Origin of the sequence: Nocardioides astragali (genome assembly GCF_024436375.1) — a bacterium.
GTDB lineage: Bacteria > Actinomycetota > Actinomycetes > Propionibacteriales > Nocardioidaceae > Nocardioides > Nocardioides astragali.
Map to the genome: position 1 here is coordinate 15050 of NZ_JAFMZM010000001.1, position 19127 is coordinate 34176.

The 19127-nt window shown below is 70.4% G+C and carries 17 protein-coding genes and 1 riboswitch; of the genes, 6 read left to right on the forward strand and 11 right to left on the reverse strand.

The genetic code is table 11. The features are described 5' to 3' along the window. Window positions 1-25 precede the first annotated feature (25 nt). Together J3P44_RS00085 and J3P44_RS00090 are read right to left on the reverse strand one after the other, a co-directional pair. A complete protein-coding gene (locus J3P44_RS00085; protein WP_255888192.1) occupies window positions 26-649 on the reverse strand; it encodes an antibiotic biosynthesis monooxygenase in 624 nt (207 codons plus the stop codon). A gap of 198 nt (window positions 650-847) precedes the next feature. After that, window positions 848-1237, reverse strand: a complete 390-nt coding sequence (locus J3P44_RS00090; RefSeq protein ID WP_372496432.1) for a dihydrofolate reductase family protein — start codon at window positions 1235-1237, stop codon at window positions 848-850. A 104-nt stretch (window positions 1238-1341) separates the two neighbouring features. Between J3P44_RS00090 and J3P44_RS00095 the strand changes: the two genes are divergently transcribed. Together J3P44_RS00095 and J3P44_RS00100 are read left to right on the forward strand one after the other, a co-directional pair. Beyond that, window positions 1342-1518, forward strand: coding sequence for a hypothetical protein (locus tag J3P44_RS00095; protein WP_255888193.1), 177 nt, complete (start codon window positions 1342-1344; stop codon window positions 1516-1518). 75 nt (window positions 1519-1593) lie between these two features. Then, window positions 1594-1869 (forward strand): iron-sulfur cluster assembly accessory protein, encoded by a 276-nt coding sequence (locus J3P44_RS00100; RefSeq protein ID WP_255888194.1) that lies wholly within the window; start codon window positions 1594-1596, stop codon window positions 1867-1869. 129 nt (window positions 1870-1998) lie between these two features. Here the strand turns inward: J3P44_RS00100 and J3P44_RS00105 are convergent, their stop codons facing one another. The 7 genes from J3P44_RS00105 to J3P44_RS00135 all read right to left on the reverse strand — a co-directional run bounded on the left by J3P44_RS00105 (window position 1999) and on the right by J3P44_RS00135 (window position 9119). Further along, window positions 1999-3165, reverse strand: coding sequence for a hypothetical protein (locus J3P44_RS00105; protein WP_255888195.1), 1167 nt, complete (start codon window positions 3163-3165; stop codon window positions 1999-2001). 332 nt (window positions 3166-3497) lie between these two features. After that, window positions 3498-4772 (reverse strand): hypothetical protein, encoded by a 1275-nt coding sequence (locus tag J3P44_RS00110; RefSeq protein ID WP_255888196.1) that lies wholly within the window; start codon window positions 4770-4772, stop codon window positions 3498-3500. A 303-nt stretch (window positions 4773-5075) separates the two neighbouring features. After that, a complete protein-coding gene (locus tag J3P44_RS00115; RefSeq protein WP_255888197.1) occupies window positions 5076-5825 on the reverse strand; it encodes an SDR family NAD(P)-dependent oxidoreductase in 750 nt (249 codons plus the stop codon). A gap of 39 nt (window positions 5826-5864) precedes the next feature. Then, entirely contained in the window at window positions 5865-6611 is a 747-nt protein-coding gene (locus J3P44_RS00120) for a cobalt-precorrin-4/precorrin-4 C(11)-methyltransferase (protein ID WP_255888198.1), read from the reverse strand. Next, complete coding sequence (locus J3P44_RS00125; RefSeq protein ID WP_255888199.1) at window positions 6608-8128, reverse strand: precorrin-2 C(20)-methyltransferase; 1521 nt, start codon at window positions 8126-8128, stop codon at window positions 6608-6610. The genes J3P44_RS00120 and J3P44_RS00125 overlap by 4 nt, the downstream gene beginning before the upstream one ends. Next, window positions 8125-8778, reverse strand: coding sequence for a precorrin-8X methylmutase (locus J3P44_RS00130; RefSeq protein WP_255888200.1), 654 nt, complete (start codon window positions 8776-8778; stop codon window positions 8125-8127). The genes J3P44_RS00125 and J3P44_RS00130 overlap by 4 nt, the downstream gene beginning before the upstream one ends. 149 nt (window positions 8779-8927) lie before the next feature. Next, on the reverse strand, window positions 8928-9119 hold the full coding sequence (locus J3P44_RS00135; RefSeq protein ID WP_255888202.1) for a hypothetical protein: 192 nt from the start codon (window positions 9117-9119) through the stop codon (window positions 8928-8930). 59 nt (window positions 9120-9178) lie between these two features. On the opposite strand from J3P44_RS00135, the gene J3P44_RS00140 reads away from it, so the two are divergent. After that, a complete protein-coding gene (locus tag J3P44_RS00140) occupies window positions 9179-9607 on the forward strand; it encodes an HIT family protein (RefSeq protein WP_255888203.1) in 429 nt (142 codons plus the stop codon). 82 nt (window positions 9608-9689) lie between these two features. Here the strand turns inward: J3P44_RS00140 and J3P44_RS00145 are convergent, their stop codons facing one another. After that, window positions 9690-10514, reverse strand: a complete 825-nt coding sequence (locus tag J3P44_RS00145; protein WP_255888204.1) for a ferredoxin-like domain-containing protein — start codon at window positions 10512-10514, stop codon at window positions 9690-9692. 21 nt (window positions 10515-10535) lie between these two features. Continuing rightward, window positions 10536-10669, forward strand: a riboswitch (cobalamin riboswitch). 27 nt (window positions 10670-10696) lie between these two features. On the opposite strand from J3P44_RS00145, the gene cobN reads away from it, so the two are divergent. The 3 genes from cobN to clpB all read left to right on the forward strand — a co-directional run bounded on the left by cobN (window position 10697) and on the right by clpB (window position 17763). Then, window positions 10697-14374: a cobaltochelatase subunit CobN gene (cobN, locus tag J3P44_RS00150; protein ID WP_255888205.1), complete on the forward strand. Its 3678-nt coding sequence runs from the start codon at window positions 10697-10699 to the stop codon at window positions 14372-14374. Continuing rightward, window positions 14371-15099: a precorrin-6A synthase (deacetylating) gene (cobF, locus tag J3P44_RS00155; protein ID WP_255888206.1), complete on the forward strand. Its 729-nt coding sequence runs from the start codon at window positions 14371-14373 to the stop codon at window positions 15097-15099. Before cobN ends, cobF begins: the two co-directional genes overlap by 4 nt. A 78-nt stretch (window positions 15100-15177) precedes the next feature. Further along, entirely contained in the window at window positions 15178-17763 is a 2586-nt protein-coding gene (clpB, locus tag J3P44_RS00160; protein ID WP_255888207.1) for an ATP-dependent chaperone ClpB, read from the forward strand. A 204-nt stretch (window positions 17764-17967) separates the two neighbouring features. Here clpB and J3P44_RS00165 read toward each other — a convergent pair whose 3' ends face one another. Further along, entirely contained in the window at window positions 17968-19026 is a 1059-nt protein-coding gene (locus J3P44_RS00165; RefSeq protein WP_255888208.1) for a hypothetical protein, read from the reverse strand. Window positions 19027-19127: the final 101 nt, after the last annotated feature.

Consider the following 19127-nt stretch of genomic DNA (forward strand, 5'->3'; position numbering starts at 1 on the left):
AAATCGCTGTGAGGAGCAGGGCGGGTCACGCCATCTCAGGGACGTGGAGGTGCGCGAAGACCATCTCCATCTCGTCCACCTGTTCGACCCTGGCGCCGAGCTCGTCGGCGACCCTCTCGCGGAGGGCCCGAGCGTCGTTGGCGGTGGCGTCCATGGATCGCGCGCTGTCGAAGACGACGGTGCCGACCACCCGTCCCGCCTCGCGATCGATCATCAGACTGGCGCTGCAGAATCCATCCATCTCTTCAAGACGCGGGAGGACAGCCATCTTGTAGGTGTCGATCGCCCGATCCGCAGTGCCAGGGTCGCCACTGAGCCAGGTGAGACGTGCGCACGCGCCCTCCGGCGCGGCGTGGTCACGATGCACCACCGCCACCTCCCACTGGTGTACTTCGCTGCCGCTGCTGCCCAGGCTCTGCTCCGCACGGCTTCGGAGGGACACCACCTTGTCGGCGCTGGCTGACGTGGCTTCCTTCGACTGCCACGCCGTCGTGGCAATACAGCGACCGGAGTCGCGGTTCACGAGCAAGGACATTCCGACGCATCCGTCCATCGCGGACACGGCAGGAAAGATCTCGTCACGGACGACACGGATGCCGTCGTCGATCTTGCTCGGATCTGCCTGAACTTCGGTGGTGCGCACAAACATGACGCGTCCTCTCTACCCTCGGCAGCGTCCCGGCGGCGCTGCCACCAACGAACCACGCTGCGCCTGTGATGGGCTTGCGTCAAGGTAGAAACGAGGGAGATCCGACCTCCCCCGTTCACGTACGCCGACGACGAACGGGGAAGCGACCGTGGACTGCGTCATACCGCCGCCACTGCGCGCGCCCAGAGCCGACGAGCGTTATGCAGGAACGTAGATCAACCGGATCACGTCTTCGATCTGATCGATGGCCATGAGGCGGAGCGGCGGCCGGGGTCCTGCGAAGTACGGCTTGCCGTGACCGAGCACGACCGGATGCAGGTAGATCCGATACCTCTCGATCAGGCCGAGCTCGGTGAGGCTCTGGGCTAAGCCGGGGCCGGCAACTTCGACCTCCCCGTCGCGCTCGGCCTTCTGCTTGCGGATGGCGCCCTCAAGATCATCCTGAACGAGCGTGGCGTTGGGGCCGAGCGACTTCAACGAGCGCGAGACGACCCATTTCGGCTGGTTCCGCCATGCCGCCGCGAAGGCCAGTTCCGGTGCATCCCATTCGGGATGATCGTCGTCCCAGTAACGCATGACCTCATACATTTGGCGACCGTAGGCACAGCCGGCTTGCGCCCGAGCCTCCTCGATGAAGTGGCGGCCGCTGGGAGGAGTGGAGCCTCGGGGGATGGATCGACGAGACCACGGTCGTGGCGATCACGCCGTCGCGGGACGGGTTCGAGGTGGACTGGACGACGCCAGTCCTGCTGACCTGTACGGTCCCGGCCGGCGATTGCGCCGTGCTGGAGGGTACGGAGGAAGGCGTCAACCTCCCGGCAGACCGCCGCTACGGGCTGCCACGAGAGAGCAGCATCGACCCGGGCTGACGCCGCTCGGTTTGAGTGTGCCGCGGATGTCCGCAATGGTGGAGGGGACACATTCGCCATTCGGAAGGAGAGCCAATGCTTGCTCTCACCGAGAACGTGACCGAGATCGTCAAGAAGCTTGCCGAGGAGGTGCCGGCCGTCTCCGGCCTCCGGATCGCTGCGGAAGCAGACGGGCAGTCCCTGTCGGTCAGCCCCGCTGACCAGGCGGCTCCTGACGACCAGATCCTCGAGCAGGACGGCGCGACCGTCTACGTCGAAGAGGTGGCGTCGGTGTTGCTGGCCGACAAGATCCTGGACGGCGGCGTGGACGAGGAAGGCAACATTCAGTTCGCGCTGGGCCAGCAGGCCTGATCGAGTTCTGACGTTGGAGTCCTGGGCCCTTCGGGGTCCAGGACTCCTGTCATTTCCCGCGAGAGGGCATGCCGATGTCCTTCATGACTCGCCACTTCTTGACACGCTCGACTCAGCTCGGGGGCCAACTCAAGGTCGGGCTGCCTGACGGCCCGGGGTGACCTCTGACCACGTGTACCCGTCAGTCGAGACGGCGAGTGTCCGGTATCCGGTTTGAGCGACGATCACTCCTCCTGATGCTCTCAAATCAACCGACCGGTGGGGACCGAACAAGGTGGGGGCACCTGCCAGCAACTTGATGCCGCTTCCCTGACGTGACAAGCGCCAGATCTTGCCTCTTCGGTCACACACGGGCGTCGAGGTCGAGCACTGCACGTCCTCGACCTCGGCGAGGAGGAGCGCCCCGTCGTTGGCGAACGCCAGGCCAGCGAAGGGCATCTGCTCCCGGGGCAACGCGACGCGACGAAACGTCTGCTCGTCGCCCGTCAGCCACAGCTGCCTCAGGTACAGCGGCCCGTCCAGCCCATCACTCGCCAACGCGAGCGCCTGCCGGTGCCCAGGCCCGACGGCATACGGTGAGAAGTAGGAGTCGGGCAAGATCCGCGAGCGACCGAGCGGAAGTGGCACCTCTGTACGCCGCCAGTGGTGACCACCATCCGTGCTGGTCTCGAACCTCCAGACCTTGTCGGCCCCTCGGTATCCAGCGACGCTCATCAACGCGCCTTCGTGACCCGGTATGTGCTCCAGAAGATCACCGGGTGGCGAGTCGGCGAGCGGGAAGATCTGCCCGGCCTCGACGTCCGCGCCCCAAAGAGAGGCCAGCACTGTGCTGTCGTCGGGTGCAAGGATCTGCACTGGTGCGCCGATCGCATGAAAGAACCCATAGCGGTCGATCTCGACGAGGTCGCTGTCAGCGTCTGGAGTCCGTGACGGCATCACCTGCAGCGGTTTCGCCTCGCCGCTTGCGTAGAGCACGAACGGCGGGGGCGATATGCCACGAAATTGGCTCCGCGCCCTGATAGCGACCGCTCCGCGTCCCAGAGGGACGGATGAGACGCGGTCCGCGAGGTCCCAGCGGATGAGGAGTCGGGACGCGTGAGCCCAGTTGTCGTCGGTGGTCGCGACGACCACGTCACCAGACTTCGGATGGTCAAACTCCGCTACCGCTTCGGTGTGGGAGGTGTACTGCACGTTTCTCAGCTCGAACCCAGCTCCGACCCGGTCGACGAACTCAGCCCTCTTCAAGAACGCAGCAAGCCTAGTGAGCTTGGCCTTCGAGACAGGGTCCGTTGCCACGGACTCTGGATCTTGCGTGGGAGCACTGGTCTGGCGTTGCTCACCGCGCGGCCGAGGCTCATCGCTGCTGCACCCCGCCGCGAGTACGGCCAGCGAGACCAAGGACGCAAGCCATCTGAGTCCTGACACTGCTCCCTCCCGCGTTCGATGGGACAGGGCCGTCGCTGTTGCCACGATGCCGAGCGGACGTCGCACTTGGCAAGGGTCGGGCGGGCAGTCAACGGCTCATCCAGGAGCGCACTGCATCAGCGGCGAACTTCGCGATTGTGGGGTGCGTCCTTCCGTCGCTTTCAGGCGCGGCATGAAAGGCCGCAGGATCTGGCTGCCGTGAGTCAGCGACCTGGGGTGACCTCGGTCCAGCGGTGGCCGTCCCTGGAGACCGCCACGGATCGCATGCTGGTGCGGGCGACGATCATGCCGCCGGAGACGTCGATGCCCACGTACGCGAAGTGACCGGACAGTCGGGGGGCACCGAGTGCGGTCTGGAACTTGTTTCGCCCGGGCGCCAGACGCCAGATCCTCCCCGGCCGGGGACAGCTGTAGCTGCTTGCGCACCGGGGTTCGGGCTCCAGTACCTCCGCCAGCAGCAGGGCTCCGTCCGGGGTGTAGGCCATCCCGCCGAAGTACGGCTCGTCCCAAGGCAACGGCACACGGCGGAACGCCCGCTCGTCCTCGGTCTGCCACAGCTCGAGCAGGACCAGCGGAAGGTCTTCCAACTCCTTCGTCATCGCCACAGCCTGACGGTGACCAGGCCCCACCGCGCTGTCCGAGCCGCTGACGAAGTACGGCGATCGCCCGAGCGAGGACGGAAGATCCACGTCAGCCGTGGTCCACGAGCGGCCTCCATCGGTGCTCGTGTCGAAGCGCCACGTCTGGGTTCTCCGGTCGAAGCCGTCCACGCTGAAAATCGCACCGTCACGCCCAGGGACGCGCTGCCACAACTCGCCGTACCGCGAGCCCTCGACCGGGAACATCTCGCCCTCGTCGCCATCGACCGCCCACAACCTGCCCGGGTTCCACCTGTCAGTGAGTCCCGCGAGGCGCCAGAACTCCACGTCGAGGAGCGTGCTCCCTGCGTCGAGAGGGCGTGCGGGCACTTTTCGCAGAGGTCGGACCTTCCCGCCCGGAAGGAGCACGAAGGGTGGGATCGGCCTGCGGGAGTACTCATCGCCGACCCTGATGGCGACTGCGCCGTCGGCGAGCGGGACGTACTCGAAGCCGTCCGCCACGTCATAGGGCAGGACGAAGGTCGTCACGTGGCGCCAGTTGTCGTCGGTCGTCGCAACAGCTGAGGCCCAGTCCTTGATACTCCGACCGTCGCGGACGAAGTCGGCGACTGCGTCGGTCGGCGACGTGTAGTACACGTCGCGCAACTCGAAGCCGGGTCCGACTCGATCAGGGAACTCTGCCTGGCCGATGAGCTTGTCGAGCCTCGCCAGCTCCTTGACCGAGACGGGACGCTCCGTGGCCGACGTCGCCGAGGTGGGAGACTCACGGGGCGATGGGGACGACCGGGGCTCGCTCGAGGGTCGGCGCTCGTCGCCGCTGCAACCAGTCGCGACGGCGGCGAGCGCCGCCAGCATCACGTACCACCTGGCTCCTCGCATGCCCTCTCCCGAACTGCGTGGGTGCAGACTCCCTGCTCGCTGTCAGGATGCTCCTGCGGACGACCCGCGGCAATGGAATGGTCTACTGAGCGACCGGTGTGCGTCGGCACTTCGTATAGCTCGGGGACGAACGTCAGGGCTGAGAGGACGAGGTCCCGCGTGCGGACATCCGCAACGTGACCACCACGTTGCGTCGGCTCACACCAAGAACCCTCATCGATCGGAATCCAGCCGAAAGGGCACCACGCGCCCTCGCGCATGTCACGCCGGTCACCCGTAGTGGATCCGCGGCACGGTCTGTCGCTACTGCCCGTCGGCCGTGACGTCGCGAGCCTCGGGGTCGTGCCCGAGCACAGCGCGGCCGCCGTCGACCGGCACGACCGCGCCGGTGACGAAGCCTGCAGCAGGCGACAGAAGGAACGCGACGACGGAGGAGACATCATCGCCGCGCCCGACGCGGCCCAGCGGGTGCAGCCGGCGCAATGGGGCGTCCAAGCGGTCGTCGTACCGCTCGGTCACGATCGACCCGAGCGCGACCGCATTGACCCGGATGCCGCGCGGAGCGTAGTCCACCGCCAGAGCGCGGGTGAGCCCCTCGACAGCAGCCTTGGCGGTGGCGTAGGGCAGAGCACCGGGTACGGCTCGCTGCGCCTGGTGGGAGGAGACGTTGACGACGGAGCCGGCAGTCCCGTCCGCCAGGAACCGCCGGATCGCCGCCGCACTTCCGGCGACCGCCAACCCGAGGTTCGCCGTGATGAGCTCGAGAACGTCGGCAACCGGCGTGTCGTGGACAGCCGCATCGCGGAACACTGCCGCGTTGTTCACCCACCCAGAGAGCGTTCCCGCCCGCGCGGCCCGATCGACCGCTTCGGCGAGCGTGGCTTCGTCCATCCCGTCGCCAGCGACGCCCTCGATATCCGCCCGTTGCTCCGTCCAGGCGAGCGCCTCCACGTCTCGGTCCAAAGCGACGACCTGACCCTCGCGCGCCAGACGCTCCGCGATCGCTCGACCAACTCCGCGCGCCGCCCCCGTGACCACGTACGAGTTCGTCATGGGACAAGCCTAAAGTCGTGGGGGAGGAGGCTCCCGGCGTCAAGCCGTGCCGGCTCGCGCGCGATCAGCCTTGTAGAGCCAGGACTCACCGCCGTCGCGGGCGAGCGCTCGGCCCACGAGGATCACGGCCGCCTGCTTGAGCCCGGCGTCCTCGACCTGATCAGCGATGTCGGCGAGGGTGCCGCGGAGGATGAGCTCGTCGGGCTGCGAGGCTCGGTGGACGACGACGGCGGGGCAGTCGGCGCCGTACTCCTCCACCAGCGACGCGGCGAGCTCGCGCGTCTTGGTGATGGCCAGGTGCAGCACGAGCGTGGCGCGCGTCGCGGCGAAGGCGCCGAGCGACTCGGTCGCCGGCATGGCGGTCGAGCGCGCCTGGGTGCGGGTGAGGACGACGCTCTGGGTGACCAGGGGGACGGTGAGCTCACGGCCGACGGCGGCGGCAGCGGCGGCGTACGCCGGGACGCCGGGCGTGACGTCCCAGACGATGCCGGCGGCGTCGAGGCGAGCGGTCTGCTCGGCGAGGGCGGAGTAGAGGGAGGGGTCGCCAGAGGTGAGGCGTACGACGTCGAGCCCGTCTGCGGAGGCGTCGACCATGGTCGCGGTGATCTGGTCGAGGTCGAGGTGCTGCGTGTCGACATGGCGGGCTCCCGGGCAGTGGGAGAGGACCTCGGCGTCGAGGTAGGTGCCCGGGTAGAGCACGACGTCCGCCGCCGCGAGGAGCGCCGCCGCGCGCAGGGTGATCAGGTCGGCGGCGCCAGGTCCGGCCCCGACGAAGTGGACGGTCACTCGACGAACCTCGGCGTCCAGACCTGGCCGGCGGCGGTCACGGTGGTGGACGAGGCGCCGACGATCAGCAGGCACTTCATGTCGATCGTGTCGGCCTCGAGCTCGGCGAGGGTGGTCACGGTCAGCGACTCCTCGGCGCGGCCGACGTCGCGGCCGACCACGACGACCGTGTCGGGGCTGCGGTGCTCGAGGAAGAGCTTCTGGAGGTCAGCGACCTGGGAGGTGCGGCTGCGCGACGCCGGGTTGTAGACCGCGAGCACCAGGTCGGCCTCCGCGATCGCGTGGAGGCGCTTCTCGATCACCGACCACGGCTTGAGCCGGTCGCTGAGCGACAGGACGGCGAAGTCCGCGCCGATCGGTGCACCCGCCTTGGCCGCGACTGCCTGGACGGCGCTGATGCCGGGGAGGACCTCGATGGGTACGTCGGGCAGCCCTTCTTCTCTGGCGGCGGCGGCTTCGAAGACGGCGCTCGCCATGCCGAAGACTCCCGCGTCTCCGCCGGACACGACGGCCACGCGCTCGCCTCGCTGTGCGAGGTCCAGTGCGAAGCGGGCGCGGTCGACCTCGACGGTGTTGCCCGATGCGTGGCGGGTGAGGCCCTCGCGCTGGGGGACGCGGTTGACGTACGGGGCGTAGCCGATGACGTGGTCGACCTGCTCCAGCGCGGCAGATGCCTCTGGGGTGAGCCAACGGTCGGGGCCGGGGCCCAGGCCGATCACGAAGAGTCGAGTGCTGCGCCCCGCGGGGTCTGCGACGGGTTGCGCACTCGACTCGGCTCGCCTGCCTCCCGGGTCGGTGGCCACGGAGTCGCCGGGGACGACGATGAGGGAGAAGTAGGGGACGGTCGCGGGGTCGACGTCGGCGACCGGCATCCAGCGTTCGGCAGGCATGGAGGCGCGCTCGACGTACAGCGCGTGCTCGAGGCGGCCGGCCTGGCGCAGGGCGTCGACGACGCCGGGGAAGCGGCGGCCGAGCTTCATGATGATTGCGCCGTCGGTGTCGGCGAGCCGGCGGGCGAGCTCGGGGACCGGGAGGGTGCCGGGCAGCACGGTGAGCACGTCGGTCTGCCGCACGAGCGGGGAGGCGAGGACGGCGGTGGCGGCCGCGAAGGCGGGTACGCCGGGGACGACCTCGGTCTCGAAGCGCGGGGACAACCGGTCGTGGAGGTACATGAACGAGCCGTAGAACAGCGGGTCGCCCTCGGCCAGCACGACGACCGTCCGGCCCTCCGCGAGGTGCGCGGCCAGGCGCGAGGCGCAGTCCTCGTAGAACTCCGCCATCGCGCCGGCGTACCCACCCGGATGCGCGGTGGTGCCGGTCGTGACGGGGTAGCGCAGCTCCTCCTCGACCACGCCGGCCGGGATCAGGTCGGCAGCGATCGTGCGGGCGTTGGACTGCTTGCCGACACCTGCGTGGAAGGCGATCACGTCGGCAGACTCGATGAGTCGTGCGGCCTTGCGGGTGATGAGCTCGGGGTCGCCGGGGCCTAGCCCGACGCCGTACAGCCGGCCGGTCACTCCCGCTCCTGCGGCAGCGCGTTGAGGGCGGACGCGGCCATCGCCGAGCCGCCGCGGCGGCCGCGGACGGTGAGGAAGGGGATGTCCAGGTCGACCTCTTCAAGAGCCTGCTTGGACTCGGCGGCGCCGATGAAGCCGACGGGTACGCCGACGATCGCGGCGGGCCGTGGTGCCCCGTCGAGCAGCATCTCGAGGAGGTGGAAGAGCGCGGTGGGGGCGTTGCCGATGGCGACGACCGCGCCGTCGAGGCGGTCGGTGAGCAGGGAGAGCGCCGCGGCCGAGCGGGTGGTGCCCATGTCCTTCGCGAGCTCGGGCACGCCCGGGTCGCGGAGCGCGCAGAGGACCTCGTTGTCGCGCGGGAGGCGGGCGCGGGTGACGCCGGAGGCGACCATGTGTGCGTCGGTGATGATCGGTGCGCCGTTGTTGAGGGCGGCGCGCGCTGCGCTCACCAGGCGGGGGTGGATGACGAGGTCGTCGGTCAGGTCGGTCTGCCCCGTGCCGTGGACCATGCGTACGGCGACGCGCTCGGCGTCGGCGGGCAGGTGGTCGAACGTGGCCTCACGGCGGATGGTCGCGAACGACTCGTCGTATATCGCGGCACCGTCGGCGACGTAGTCGTAGCGCCGGGTCGGGCGGGACAGCAGGCTCATCACGGCTCCTCGGGGTTCGCGCCCCTCGTCGGCAGGACGTCGCGCGGGCAGTGTCTGGCTCGTCCCCTCCGGTCTGGCTGGTGGGGAGTGACAGTGGCGGAACCGCCCCGGACTCGCGCCGGGTTCCTGCGTCGCGTGACAGGGGCAGCCTAGGGGAGCGGGCCGTAGCGGCCGCTGCCGGCCGAGGAGTAGACGTGACCGGTCGGCGTCACGACCGCTGCGATCGGGGGGCCGTTGCACTCGCCGACCGGAGCGGAACGCCACCCGGGGAGGGACTTGGCGAGGTTGCACGCCTGGCAGAGGCCTTGGGCGTTGCCGAGCGACGTCGGTCCGCCTCGCACGGGTCGCTCAGGCCGGAACTCAGTTGATCCGTGCCCGTCCCCGCTGACACGATCGCGGCATGGAGGACGACTGCATCTTTTGCGCCATCGTGGCGGGGCGCGCCGAAGCCAGCATCGTGGACGAGGACGACGTCGCGGTGACGTTCATGGACCTCAACCCGGTGACGCCCGGACACCTGCTCGTCGTGCCGCGGACGCATGCGGCCGGCTTGGAAGACCTCGACGGGGAGACCAGCGCGCATGTGTGGTCGGTCGGCCACCGGATGGCGCGAGCGCTGAGGCGCTCGGGACTGCGGTGCGACGGCATCAACGTGTTCGTGGCTGACGGCGAGGTCGCGTTCCAGGAGGTGTTCCACTTCCACCTGCACGTCTTCCCGCGATATGCGGGAGACGGCTTCACGATCGGTGCGGACTGGAAGGAACGCGAGCGGGCGCTGCTGGAGGCCGACGCCGAGGCGGTCCGAGAAGGGCTCGGCGCCGGCGTCTAGGGGAGTGGTTTCGAGGCTCGCTGCGCTCGCACCTCAACCAGCGAGCACGGGCCTGGGTTTCGTGACGGGACTTCGTCCCTCCTCAACGCACGGCGTGGTGGGTGACGAGGGACTTCCAGGGGGTGACGACGAGCCGCCCCGGGAGGTCGTACGAAAACTCTCGATCGATGACCCCGCCCTCGACTGCGACGTGCACGACATCTTTCGCCACCTCGCCGTACGCCGGGGGCGGAGACGAGACCAACGCGCGAGGGTCGGGGTCCTGCGACGCCGGCGGGACCGGCAGCTCGTCGATGTGCCAAGCGCTGCCGCGGACCTGCTGGAAGGCGCGGGCCAGGCCGGTGAGGCGGGCGGCGGCCTCGGACAGCGGGACGACGGGACCCCAGTGCAACGACCCGATCCGGAGCTGGACCTCGTCCGCCGAGAGGGCGACGAGACCGAGGTCGCACGACCGGCCGGCGAGGTCGCCGCGGCCGTCGTCGAGCACGACGAGGAAGCGGCCCGACAGCTTCGCGAGCGACGGCGTCGCGCACATCCGCTCGTCCAGCTCGGCCGTCACCGGGCGCAGGTCGACGCGACCGCCGACGAGACCGCACAGAGGCGAGACGAGGATGTTGCGGACCAGCTCGTGCGACGGGTGCGGCAGCAGCCCGGTGTCCCGGATCGCGGCGATCACCTCGGCCGGGAGCACGCCGTTCGACAGAGGGAGCGCGCGCAGCTGGAGGTTGGCCCGCTTGGTCAGGTGCACCCGCCCGTCGCCGTACGTCTCGGCGACGTCGAGCAGCGACGCGAGTGTCGTACGCGAGAGGTGCCCGCCGGGGAGGCGGAGGCGGACCAGTGCACCGTCAGCGGCCGGCCACGGGCGGAGGACGCCCGGGCACAGGTCGCCTCGCGTCCGGAGAGTCATGGCGGGGATCTTGGCACGAGCGGACCCGCTAGTCTCGGCGGCACCACTCCGCGTGGGACCCAGGAACCCGGTGCGAGACCGGGGCGGTTCCGCCACTGTGAAGGCCTGTCGAGCACAGGCCGAAGCCAGACACTGGCCCACGCGGATCCCATCACGAGGGGCGAGAACCCCGAGGAGGATCCGTGCGCATCGCACTCTTGTCCACGTCCGACACCGACCTGCTGAGCGCCCGGGCGTCCGGTGCCGACTACGTCCTCGCCAACCCGGCGCGGGCCGGTCACCAGTCGATGGCCGAGGTGATCGAGGGCTGCGACCTCGTCGTCGGGCGGCTGCTCGGGTCGCCGCAGGACCTGTGCTCGGACTTCACCCGCGTCGCCGCGACCGGCATGCCGGTCGTCGTCCTGGGCGGTGAGCAGACCCCGAGCGCCGAGCTGATGGAGCTCTCGTCGGTGCCGATCGGCGTCGCCGCCGAGGCGCACCGCTACCTCGCCGAGGGTGGCCCGGAGAACCTCCGCCAGCTCCACGCCTTCCTCTCCGACACCGTGCTCCTGACCGGCGAGGGCTTCGAGCCGCCGGCGGTGCTGCCGCAGTGGGGGTTCGCCTCCCGCCCCGAGTCGAGTGCTGAACCCGTCGTGGCTGACGCGGGGGCCAGCACTCAACCCGAGAAGGCCAGGATCGGGGTGCTCTACTACCGAGCCCACGAGGCGAGCGGCAACACCGCCTTCGCCCACGCCCTCGCCGACTCGATCGACGCGACCGGCCAGGCGGTCGGCGTACCGATCTTCGCCGGGTCGCTGCGCTCCGCGCCCGACGAGCTGTACGACGCTCTCGGCAGCCTCGACGCGCTGATCGTCACCGTGCTCGCGGCCGGCGGCAGCGTGCCGTCGAGCGCCAGCGCCGGTGGCGACGACGAGTCGTGGGACGTCGCGCGGATGTCGGCGCTCGACATCCCGATCATCCAGGGCCTGTGCCTCACCTCCAGCCGCGCGGAGTGGGAGGCGTCCGACGACGGCGTGAGCCCGCTGGACTCGGCCACCCAGATCGCGATCCCGGAGTTCGACGGCCGCATCATCACCGCGCCGTTCTCCTTCAAGGAGGTCGACGCCGACGGGCTGCCGCACTACGTCGCCGACGCCGAGCGCTGCGCCCGCGTCGCGGGGATCGCGGTGAAGCACGCGCGCCTGCGCTCGATCCCCAACACCGAGAAGCGCCTCGCCCTCGTGCTGTCGGCCTACCCGACCAAGCACGCCCGCATCGGCAACGCCGTCGGGCTCGACACCCCGGTCTCCGCGATCCGGCTGCTGCAGCGGCTGAGGGCCGAGGGGTACGACCTGGGCGAGGCCAACGACGTCGTCGGGATCCTCGACCGGGACGCGACCGACACCGAGAAGGGCGACGCGCTCATCCACGCGCTCATCGCCGCCGGCGGCCAGGACGAGGAGTGGCTGACGCACGCCCAGCTCACCGATGCACACGTGCGGATCACGCCGCAGCAGTACGCCGAGTGGACCCGCGACCTGCCCGAGGACCTGCGGGCCGCGATGGTCGAGGCCTGGGGCGAGGGGCCTGGCTCGCTCTTCGTCAACGATGCGGGCGGGCTCGTGCTTGCGACCGTCCGCGCGGGCAACGTCGTGCTGCTCATCCAGCCGCCGCGCGGCTTCGGCGAGAACCCGATCGCGATCTACCACGACCCCGACCTCGCGCCCAGCCACCACTACCTCGGCGCCTACCGCTGGCTGGCCAGTCCCGTCGACCAGGGGGGATTCGGCGCCGACGCGGTGGTGCACCTCGGCAAGCACGGCTCGCTCGAGTGGCTTCCCGGCAAGAACGCCGCGCTCTCGGCGTCGTGCGGCACCGACGCGGCGCTCGGCGACCTGCCGCTGGTCTACCCGTTCCTCGTCAACGACCCCGGCGAGGGCGCGCAGGCCAAGCGCCGCGCCCACGCGACGATCGTCGACCACCTCGTGCCGCCGATGGCCCGCGCGGAGTCGTACGGCGACATCGCCCGCCTCGAGCAGCTGCTCGACGAGCACGCCAACATCGCGGCGATGGACCCCGCCAAGCTGCCGGCGATCCGCGGCGAGATCTGGCAGCTCATGCATGCCGCGGAGATGCACCGCGACCTCGGGCTGGAGGAGCAGCCGGACGACGAGTCGTTCGACGACTTCATCATGCACGTCGACGGCTGGCTGTGTGAGATCAAGGACGCGCAGATCCGTGACGGCCTGCACGTGCTCGGCGAGGCGCCGTCCGGTGGGGCGCGGGTCAACCTGGTGCTCGCGATCCTTCGGGCGGCGCAGGTGTTCGGCGGGCAGGCGCAGGCGGTGCCGGGGCTGCGGGCGGCGTTGGGCTTGGGTCTCGTGACGGGCGCCAGCGCGCCCTCCTCGACCAGCGAGGCCGGGCAGCCGTCCACGGTCGAGACGGACCGGATCGAGGCGATCGCGCGGGAGCTGGTCGAGGGGATGGACAAGGCGGACTGGGACCCGGCGCGGGCCGCCGAGCTCCACGACGACCCGGAGGTGCAGCGGGTGCTGGAGTTCGCGGCCACCCAGGTCGTGCCGAGACTCACCCGGACCACCGACGAGCTCGACGCGGTGGTCCACGCGCTCGACGGCGGCTTCATCGCCGCCGGGCCGTCGGGCTCGCCGCTGCGCGGACTGGTCAACGTGCTGCCGACCGGGCGCAACTTCTACACGGTCGACCCGCGCGCGGTGCCGTCCCGGCTGGCGTGGCAGACCGGCCAGGCGATGGCGGAGTCGCTGGTCGCGAAGTACGTCGACGAGACCGGCACCTATCCGCAGTCCGTCGGGCTGTCCGTGTGGGGCACCAGCGCGATGCGCACGAGCGGCGACGACATCGCCGAGGTCCTCGCGCTGCTCGGCGTACGCCCCGTGTGGGACGAGGCGTCGCGCCGGGTGAGCGACCTGCAGGTGGTGCCGCTCGACGAGCTCGGCCGCCCCCGCATCGACGTCACGGTCCGGATCTCCGGCTTCTTCCGCGACGCCTTCCCCCACGTGGTCGCGATGCTCGACGACGCCGTACGCCTCGTCGCCGCCCTCGACGAGCCCGACGAGGCCAACCATGTCCGCGCGCACGCCCGCGCCGACCTGGCCGAGCACGGCGACGAGCGGCGCTCGACCACCCGCATCTTCGGGTCCAAGCCGGGGTCCTACGGCGCGGGCATCCTGCAGGTCGTCGAGTCGGGCAACTGGCGCAACGACAACGACCTCGCGGAGGTCTACACGGCGTGGGGCGGCTTCGCCTACGGCCGCGACCTCGACGGTGCGCCGGCGGCCGACGACATGCGCGCCAACTACCGGCGGATCAAGGTCGCGGCCAAGAACGTCGACACCCGAGAGCACGACATCGCCGACAGCGACGACTACTTCCAGTACCACGGCGGCATGGTCGCGACGGTGCGCGCGCTGACCGGCAGCGACCCCAAGGCGTACGTCGGCGACTCGACGACGCCGGACGCGGTCCGCACGCGCACGCTGCAGGAGGAGACCAACCGGGTGTTCCGGGCGCGGGTGGTCAACCCGCGGTGGATCGGCGCGATGCAGCGCCATGGCTACAAGGGCGCCTTCGAGCTGGCCGCGACGGTCGACTACCTGTTCGGCTTCGACGCGACCGCGGGCGTCGTTCACGACTGGATGTACGAGTCGCTGGCGAAGGAGTACGTCCTCGACGAGACCAACCAGCAGTTCCTGCGCACCTCCAACCCGTGGGCGCTGCGCGGCATCGTCGAGCGGCTGCACGAGGCGGCCGAGCGTGGCCTGTGGGAGGACCCGGACGCCGACACGATGGCCGCGCTCCAGCAGGTCTACCTCGACGTCGAGGGAGAGCTGGAGGACCGATGATCCACGTCATCGGCATCGGCTGCCACCCCGGTCAGCTGACCGCCGAGGCCCGTGAGGTGCTCGCGGCCTGCGACTACGTCATCGCCGCCGACAAAGGCTCTGCCGAGGATGGGGATGACCCGCTGCTCGCGCTTCGGCGCGCGATCTGCGCCGAGGCGGGCATCCCCCTGGTCGCGGTCCCGGACCCGTCGCGGGACCGGGACGACCCCGCCGACTACGACGCGGCGGTCCTCGACTGGCACGACGCCCGCGCAGCGGCGTACCGCGCCGTGATCGAGCAGCGCCCCGGCACCGTCGGCTTCCTGGTGTGGGGCGACCCCGCGTTCTACGACTCGACGATCCGGGTGGTCGACCGCCTCGGGATGGCGTACGACGTGGTGCCCGGCATCTCGGCGCTCTCGCTCCTGGCCGCCCGCCACCGGGTCGTGCTCCACGAGGTCGGTCGGCCGGTGCTGGTGACGACGGGTCGACGGCTGGCCGACGAGGTCGCGGCCGGCCACGACAACCTCGTGGTGATGCTCGACGGCTCGCTGCGGGCGAGCGGGCTGGACGGTGACTGGGACATCTGGTGGGGCGCCAACCTGGGCAGCGCCCACGAGGAGCTGGTGGCCGGGCGACTGGGCGACGTGGTCGAGCGGATCGGGGCCGCGCGGGCGCGGGCCAAGGAGCGTGACGGCTGGGTGATGGACACCTACCTGCTGCGGCGGGGAAATTCTCAAAGTTGAGGGGAATCGACTCAACTTCTGGCGCGTTGCACGAGGTGGGACCAGAGTGGTCCGAGACAGGACGACGGAGGAGAAGAGTTGAGCCAGTTCGGTGCTGAGAAGTTCACCACCCGCAGCCGCGAGGTCATCGAGGCTGCCCAGCTCGCCGCCACCACGGGCGGCAACACCCACACCGAGCCTGTCCACCTGCTCGTCGCCCTCCTCCGGCAGGAGGACGGCACCACCCGCAGCCTGGTGACGAAGGCCGGTGTCGACGCGGCGCAGCTGCACGCTCGCGCCGAGTCCGTCCAGCAGTCGCTGCCACGCGCCACCGGGTCCACCGTCCAGCAGCCGAGTGCGGCCCCGGCCCTGACCCGCGTGCTGGCCTCCGCGATCGACCTGGCCGGCTCGATGAAGGACGACTACGTCGCCACCGACCACCTGCTGGTCGCCCTGGCCACCGTCGAGTCGTCCGCGCAGAAGGTGCTCACCGACGCCGGGCTGACCGCGGACGGCCTGCGCGAGGCCATCACCGCGGTCCGCGGCAACCGCCGCGTCACCAGCGAGAGCGCCGAGGCGTCGTACGAGTCGCTGGACAAGTACTCCGTGGACCTCACGAAGGCCGCGGAGGACGGTCGACTCGACCCGGTCATCGGGCGGGACGCCGAGATCCGGCGCGTGGTCCAGGTGCTGTCGCGGCGCACCAAGAACAACCCCGTCCTCATCGGCGAGCCGGGCGTCGGCAAGACCGCGGTCGTCGAGGGTCTCGCCCAGCGGATCGTCGCCGGCGACGTGCCTGACTCGCTCAAGGGCCGCCGGCTGCTCTCGCTCGACCTGGCCGCGATGGTGGCCGGTGCGAAGTACCGCGGCGAGTTCGAGGAGCGGCTCAAGGCGGTGCTGGAGGAGATCAAGGACGCCGAGGGCCAGGTCATCACGTTCATCGACGAGCTGCACACCGTGGTCGGTGCCGGCGCGGGCGGCGACTCCGCGATGGACGCCGGCAACATGCTCAAGCCGATGCTGGCGCGCGGCGAGCTGCACATGATCGGCGCGACCACGCTGGACGAGTACCGCGAGCGGATCGAGAAGGACCCCGCACTCGAGCGGCGCTTCCAGCAGGTCTTCGTCGGCGAGCCCAGCGTCGAGGACACCATCCAGATCCTGCGCGGCATCCAGGAGAAGTACGAGGCGCACCACGGCGTACGCATCACCGACGCCGCGCTCGTGGCCGCGGCCACGCTGTCCGACCGCTACATCACCGGCCGCCAGCTCCCCGACAAGGCGATCGACCTCATCGACGAGGCCTCGTCGCGGCTGCGGATGGAGCACGAGTCCTCCCCCGAGGAGATCGACCAGCTCCGCCGCCAGGTCGAGCGGCTCAAGATGGAGGAGTTCGCGCTGGCCAAGGAGACCGACGCCGCGTCGGTCGAGCGGCTGGAGGCGCTGCGCCAGGACCTCGCGGACAAGGAGGAGGAGCTGCGCGGGCTGGAGTCGCGCTGGGAGCGTGAGAAGGACCAGCTGCAGGGTGAGGGTGAGCTCCGCCGTGCGCTGGACCAGCTCAAGGTCGAGGAGGAGAAGTACCTCCGCGAGGGCAACCTCGAGGCCGCCTCCAAGATCCGCTACGAGTCCATCCCCAACCTCGAGCGGCAGATCGAGGAGATCGAGAAGGCCGAGCAGGCCGACCTCGAACCCCTGGTCGGCGAGGAGGTCGGCGCCGAGCAGATCGCCGACGTCGTCGAGGCGTGGACCGGCATCCCCACCGGCAAGATGCTGCAGGGCGAGACCGCGAAGCTGCTCGAGATGGAGTCGGTGATCGGCCAGCGGCTGATCGGCCAGCGAGAGGCGGTCAACGCCGTCAGCGACGCCGTACGCCGCTCGCGCGCCGGCATCTCCGACCCCAACCGGCCGACCGGGTCCTTCCTCTTCCTGGGACCGACCGGGACCGGCAAGACCGAGCTGGCCAAGGCGCTGGCCGACTTCCTCTTCGACGACGAGCGGGCGATCGTCCGCATCGACATGAGCGAGTACAGCGAGAAGCACTCGGTCTCGCGGCTGGTCGGTGCGCCCCCCGGCTACGTCGGCTACGACGAGGGCGGACAGCTGACCGAGGCGGTGCGGCGTCGCCCCTACAGCGTGGTGCTGCTCGACGAGGTGGAGAAGGCCCACCCCGAGGTCTTCGACATCCTGCTGCAGGTGCTCGACGACGGACGGCTGACCGACGGCCAAGGCCGCACGGTCGACTTCCGCAACACGCTGCTGGTGCTCACCTCCAACCTCGGCTCCCACTTCCTGGTCGACCCGGTGATGGGGCCGGAGGCGAAGAAGGAGTCCGTCATGGGCGTGGTGCGCTCGCACTTCAAGCCCGAGTTCCTCAACCGGCTCGACGAGGTCGTCATGTTCGACGCCCTCAGCAAGGACGACCTGGCCCACATCGTCGACCTGCAGCTGGCGCTGCTCGAGCGGCGGCTCGCGGTACGGCGGATCACGATCTCGGTGACCGACGCGGCACGGGCTTGGCTCGCCGAGACCGGCTACGACCCGGCGTACGGCGCGCGACCGCTGCGGCGACTGATCCAGACCGCGATCGGCGACCCGTTGGCACGGATGCTGATCGCCGGCGAGGTCACCGACGGCGGCGGGGTGAGCGTCGACGTGGGCGAGGGTGGGCTGGTCCTGGGGGCGTGACCCGCTCAGGGATGGAGGCCGCGGAAGGCGCCACCGACGACGCCCCCGCCGCCGGGCCGGTCCAGTCCGTGGTCGCCGCAGCCTCGTGGATCCGGGACCGGGCGTCGTCGAGGTCGTGCCCGACGTCCGCGAGCGTGTCCGCCGCACCGGTGAGAGCGGCCGCGTCGCCGGAGACGATGCGACGGTGGTCGAGCTCGGGGTCGATCATGACGCGCCCCCACCTTCGCCGTCGGGAAGGTTGAGGACTTCCTCTCCTGAGCCCCACGGGAAGATCACCAGAGCTCCGGAGGTCCCCTCGACGAGGGTGCAGGCCCCGTCAGGCACCTGGCAGGTCATCAGCTCCCTCCTGTCGGTCGGAAGGATCTCAAGGCCCTTGCCCGGGCCGGAGATGGCCACGCCGACCACGGTGGAGTCGTCGAGCCACCACCTCAGGTCCCACCGCGGAACGCCGGTGCTCAGCCGAACGACGTCCCCGGATGCGGACACCACGCGGTCGTGGAAGTCGTGGTCCTCGATGGCCCAGGCGCCGTCGGGGCTCGTCGGGTCCGCCGGGTCGAGGAGACCCACGTCGTTGTGGTCGGCCGCCTCTCCGTCGCCGCTCGGCAGGGCGTAGAGGGTGTCGTCCCCCAGCCCTTCGACGAAGGCGGAGTCGTTGTCAGGGAAGCGAACGCGGAGGTAGACCTCGGGATAGTCGTGGGCGAGGTCGTCCTCCTGCGGGTCGCCCATGCCGTCGGTGGTGTCGACGACGCGTTCGCCGGTGGTGAGGTCGACGATCACCGCCGTGGCTTGGGGATAGTCGCTGAAGCGGTCCTCGGGTCCCGAGGTGGCGTCGATGAGGCCGAGGTAGCGCCCGTCGGGCGAGCTGGCGAGCGACTCGACGTAGATGGTGAGCCCAGTGGCGGACACCGAGCCGTCACGATCGGCGAAGTGCAGCGGTGCGGTCGTCATGTTGCTGTGCTCAGTGACGTCTTCGTCGCTCTCGGCGGGGGTGAAGTAGACCCCGTCGCCGGCCGGGACGTAGGTCGTGGCCGGGCCGCCGACGTCGATCGTGGTGCCGTCGGCGAGGTGGACGACGCTGCCGGAGGCCCACACGAGTCCGCCGACCTCGACCGGGTCGGTGCTCGTGCTCCAGGTCGCCGGGTCCTCGCCGGAGGGTGCGTCGGTGCCCCCGGGCGTGCCCTCGCCACTGCTGGTCGAGCATCCGGCGGTCAGAAGTAGTGCGGCGGCGAGCGCCGTACGGGCTGGCAGTCCGGTGGGAAGCATGAGAGGAGTCTCCCCTGCCCCGTGTCCACCAACCGGGTGGTGGCCCTCGCCCTCACCCACCGATCAGACGTCCTTCAGGCGGCGCTCAACCGGCTGCGGGA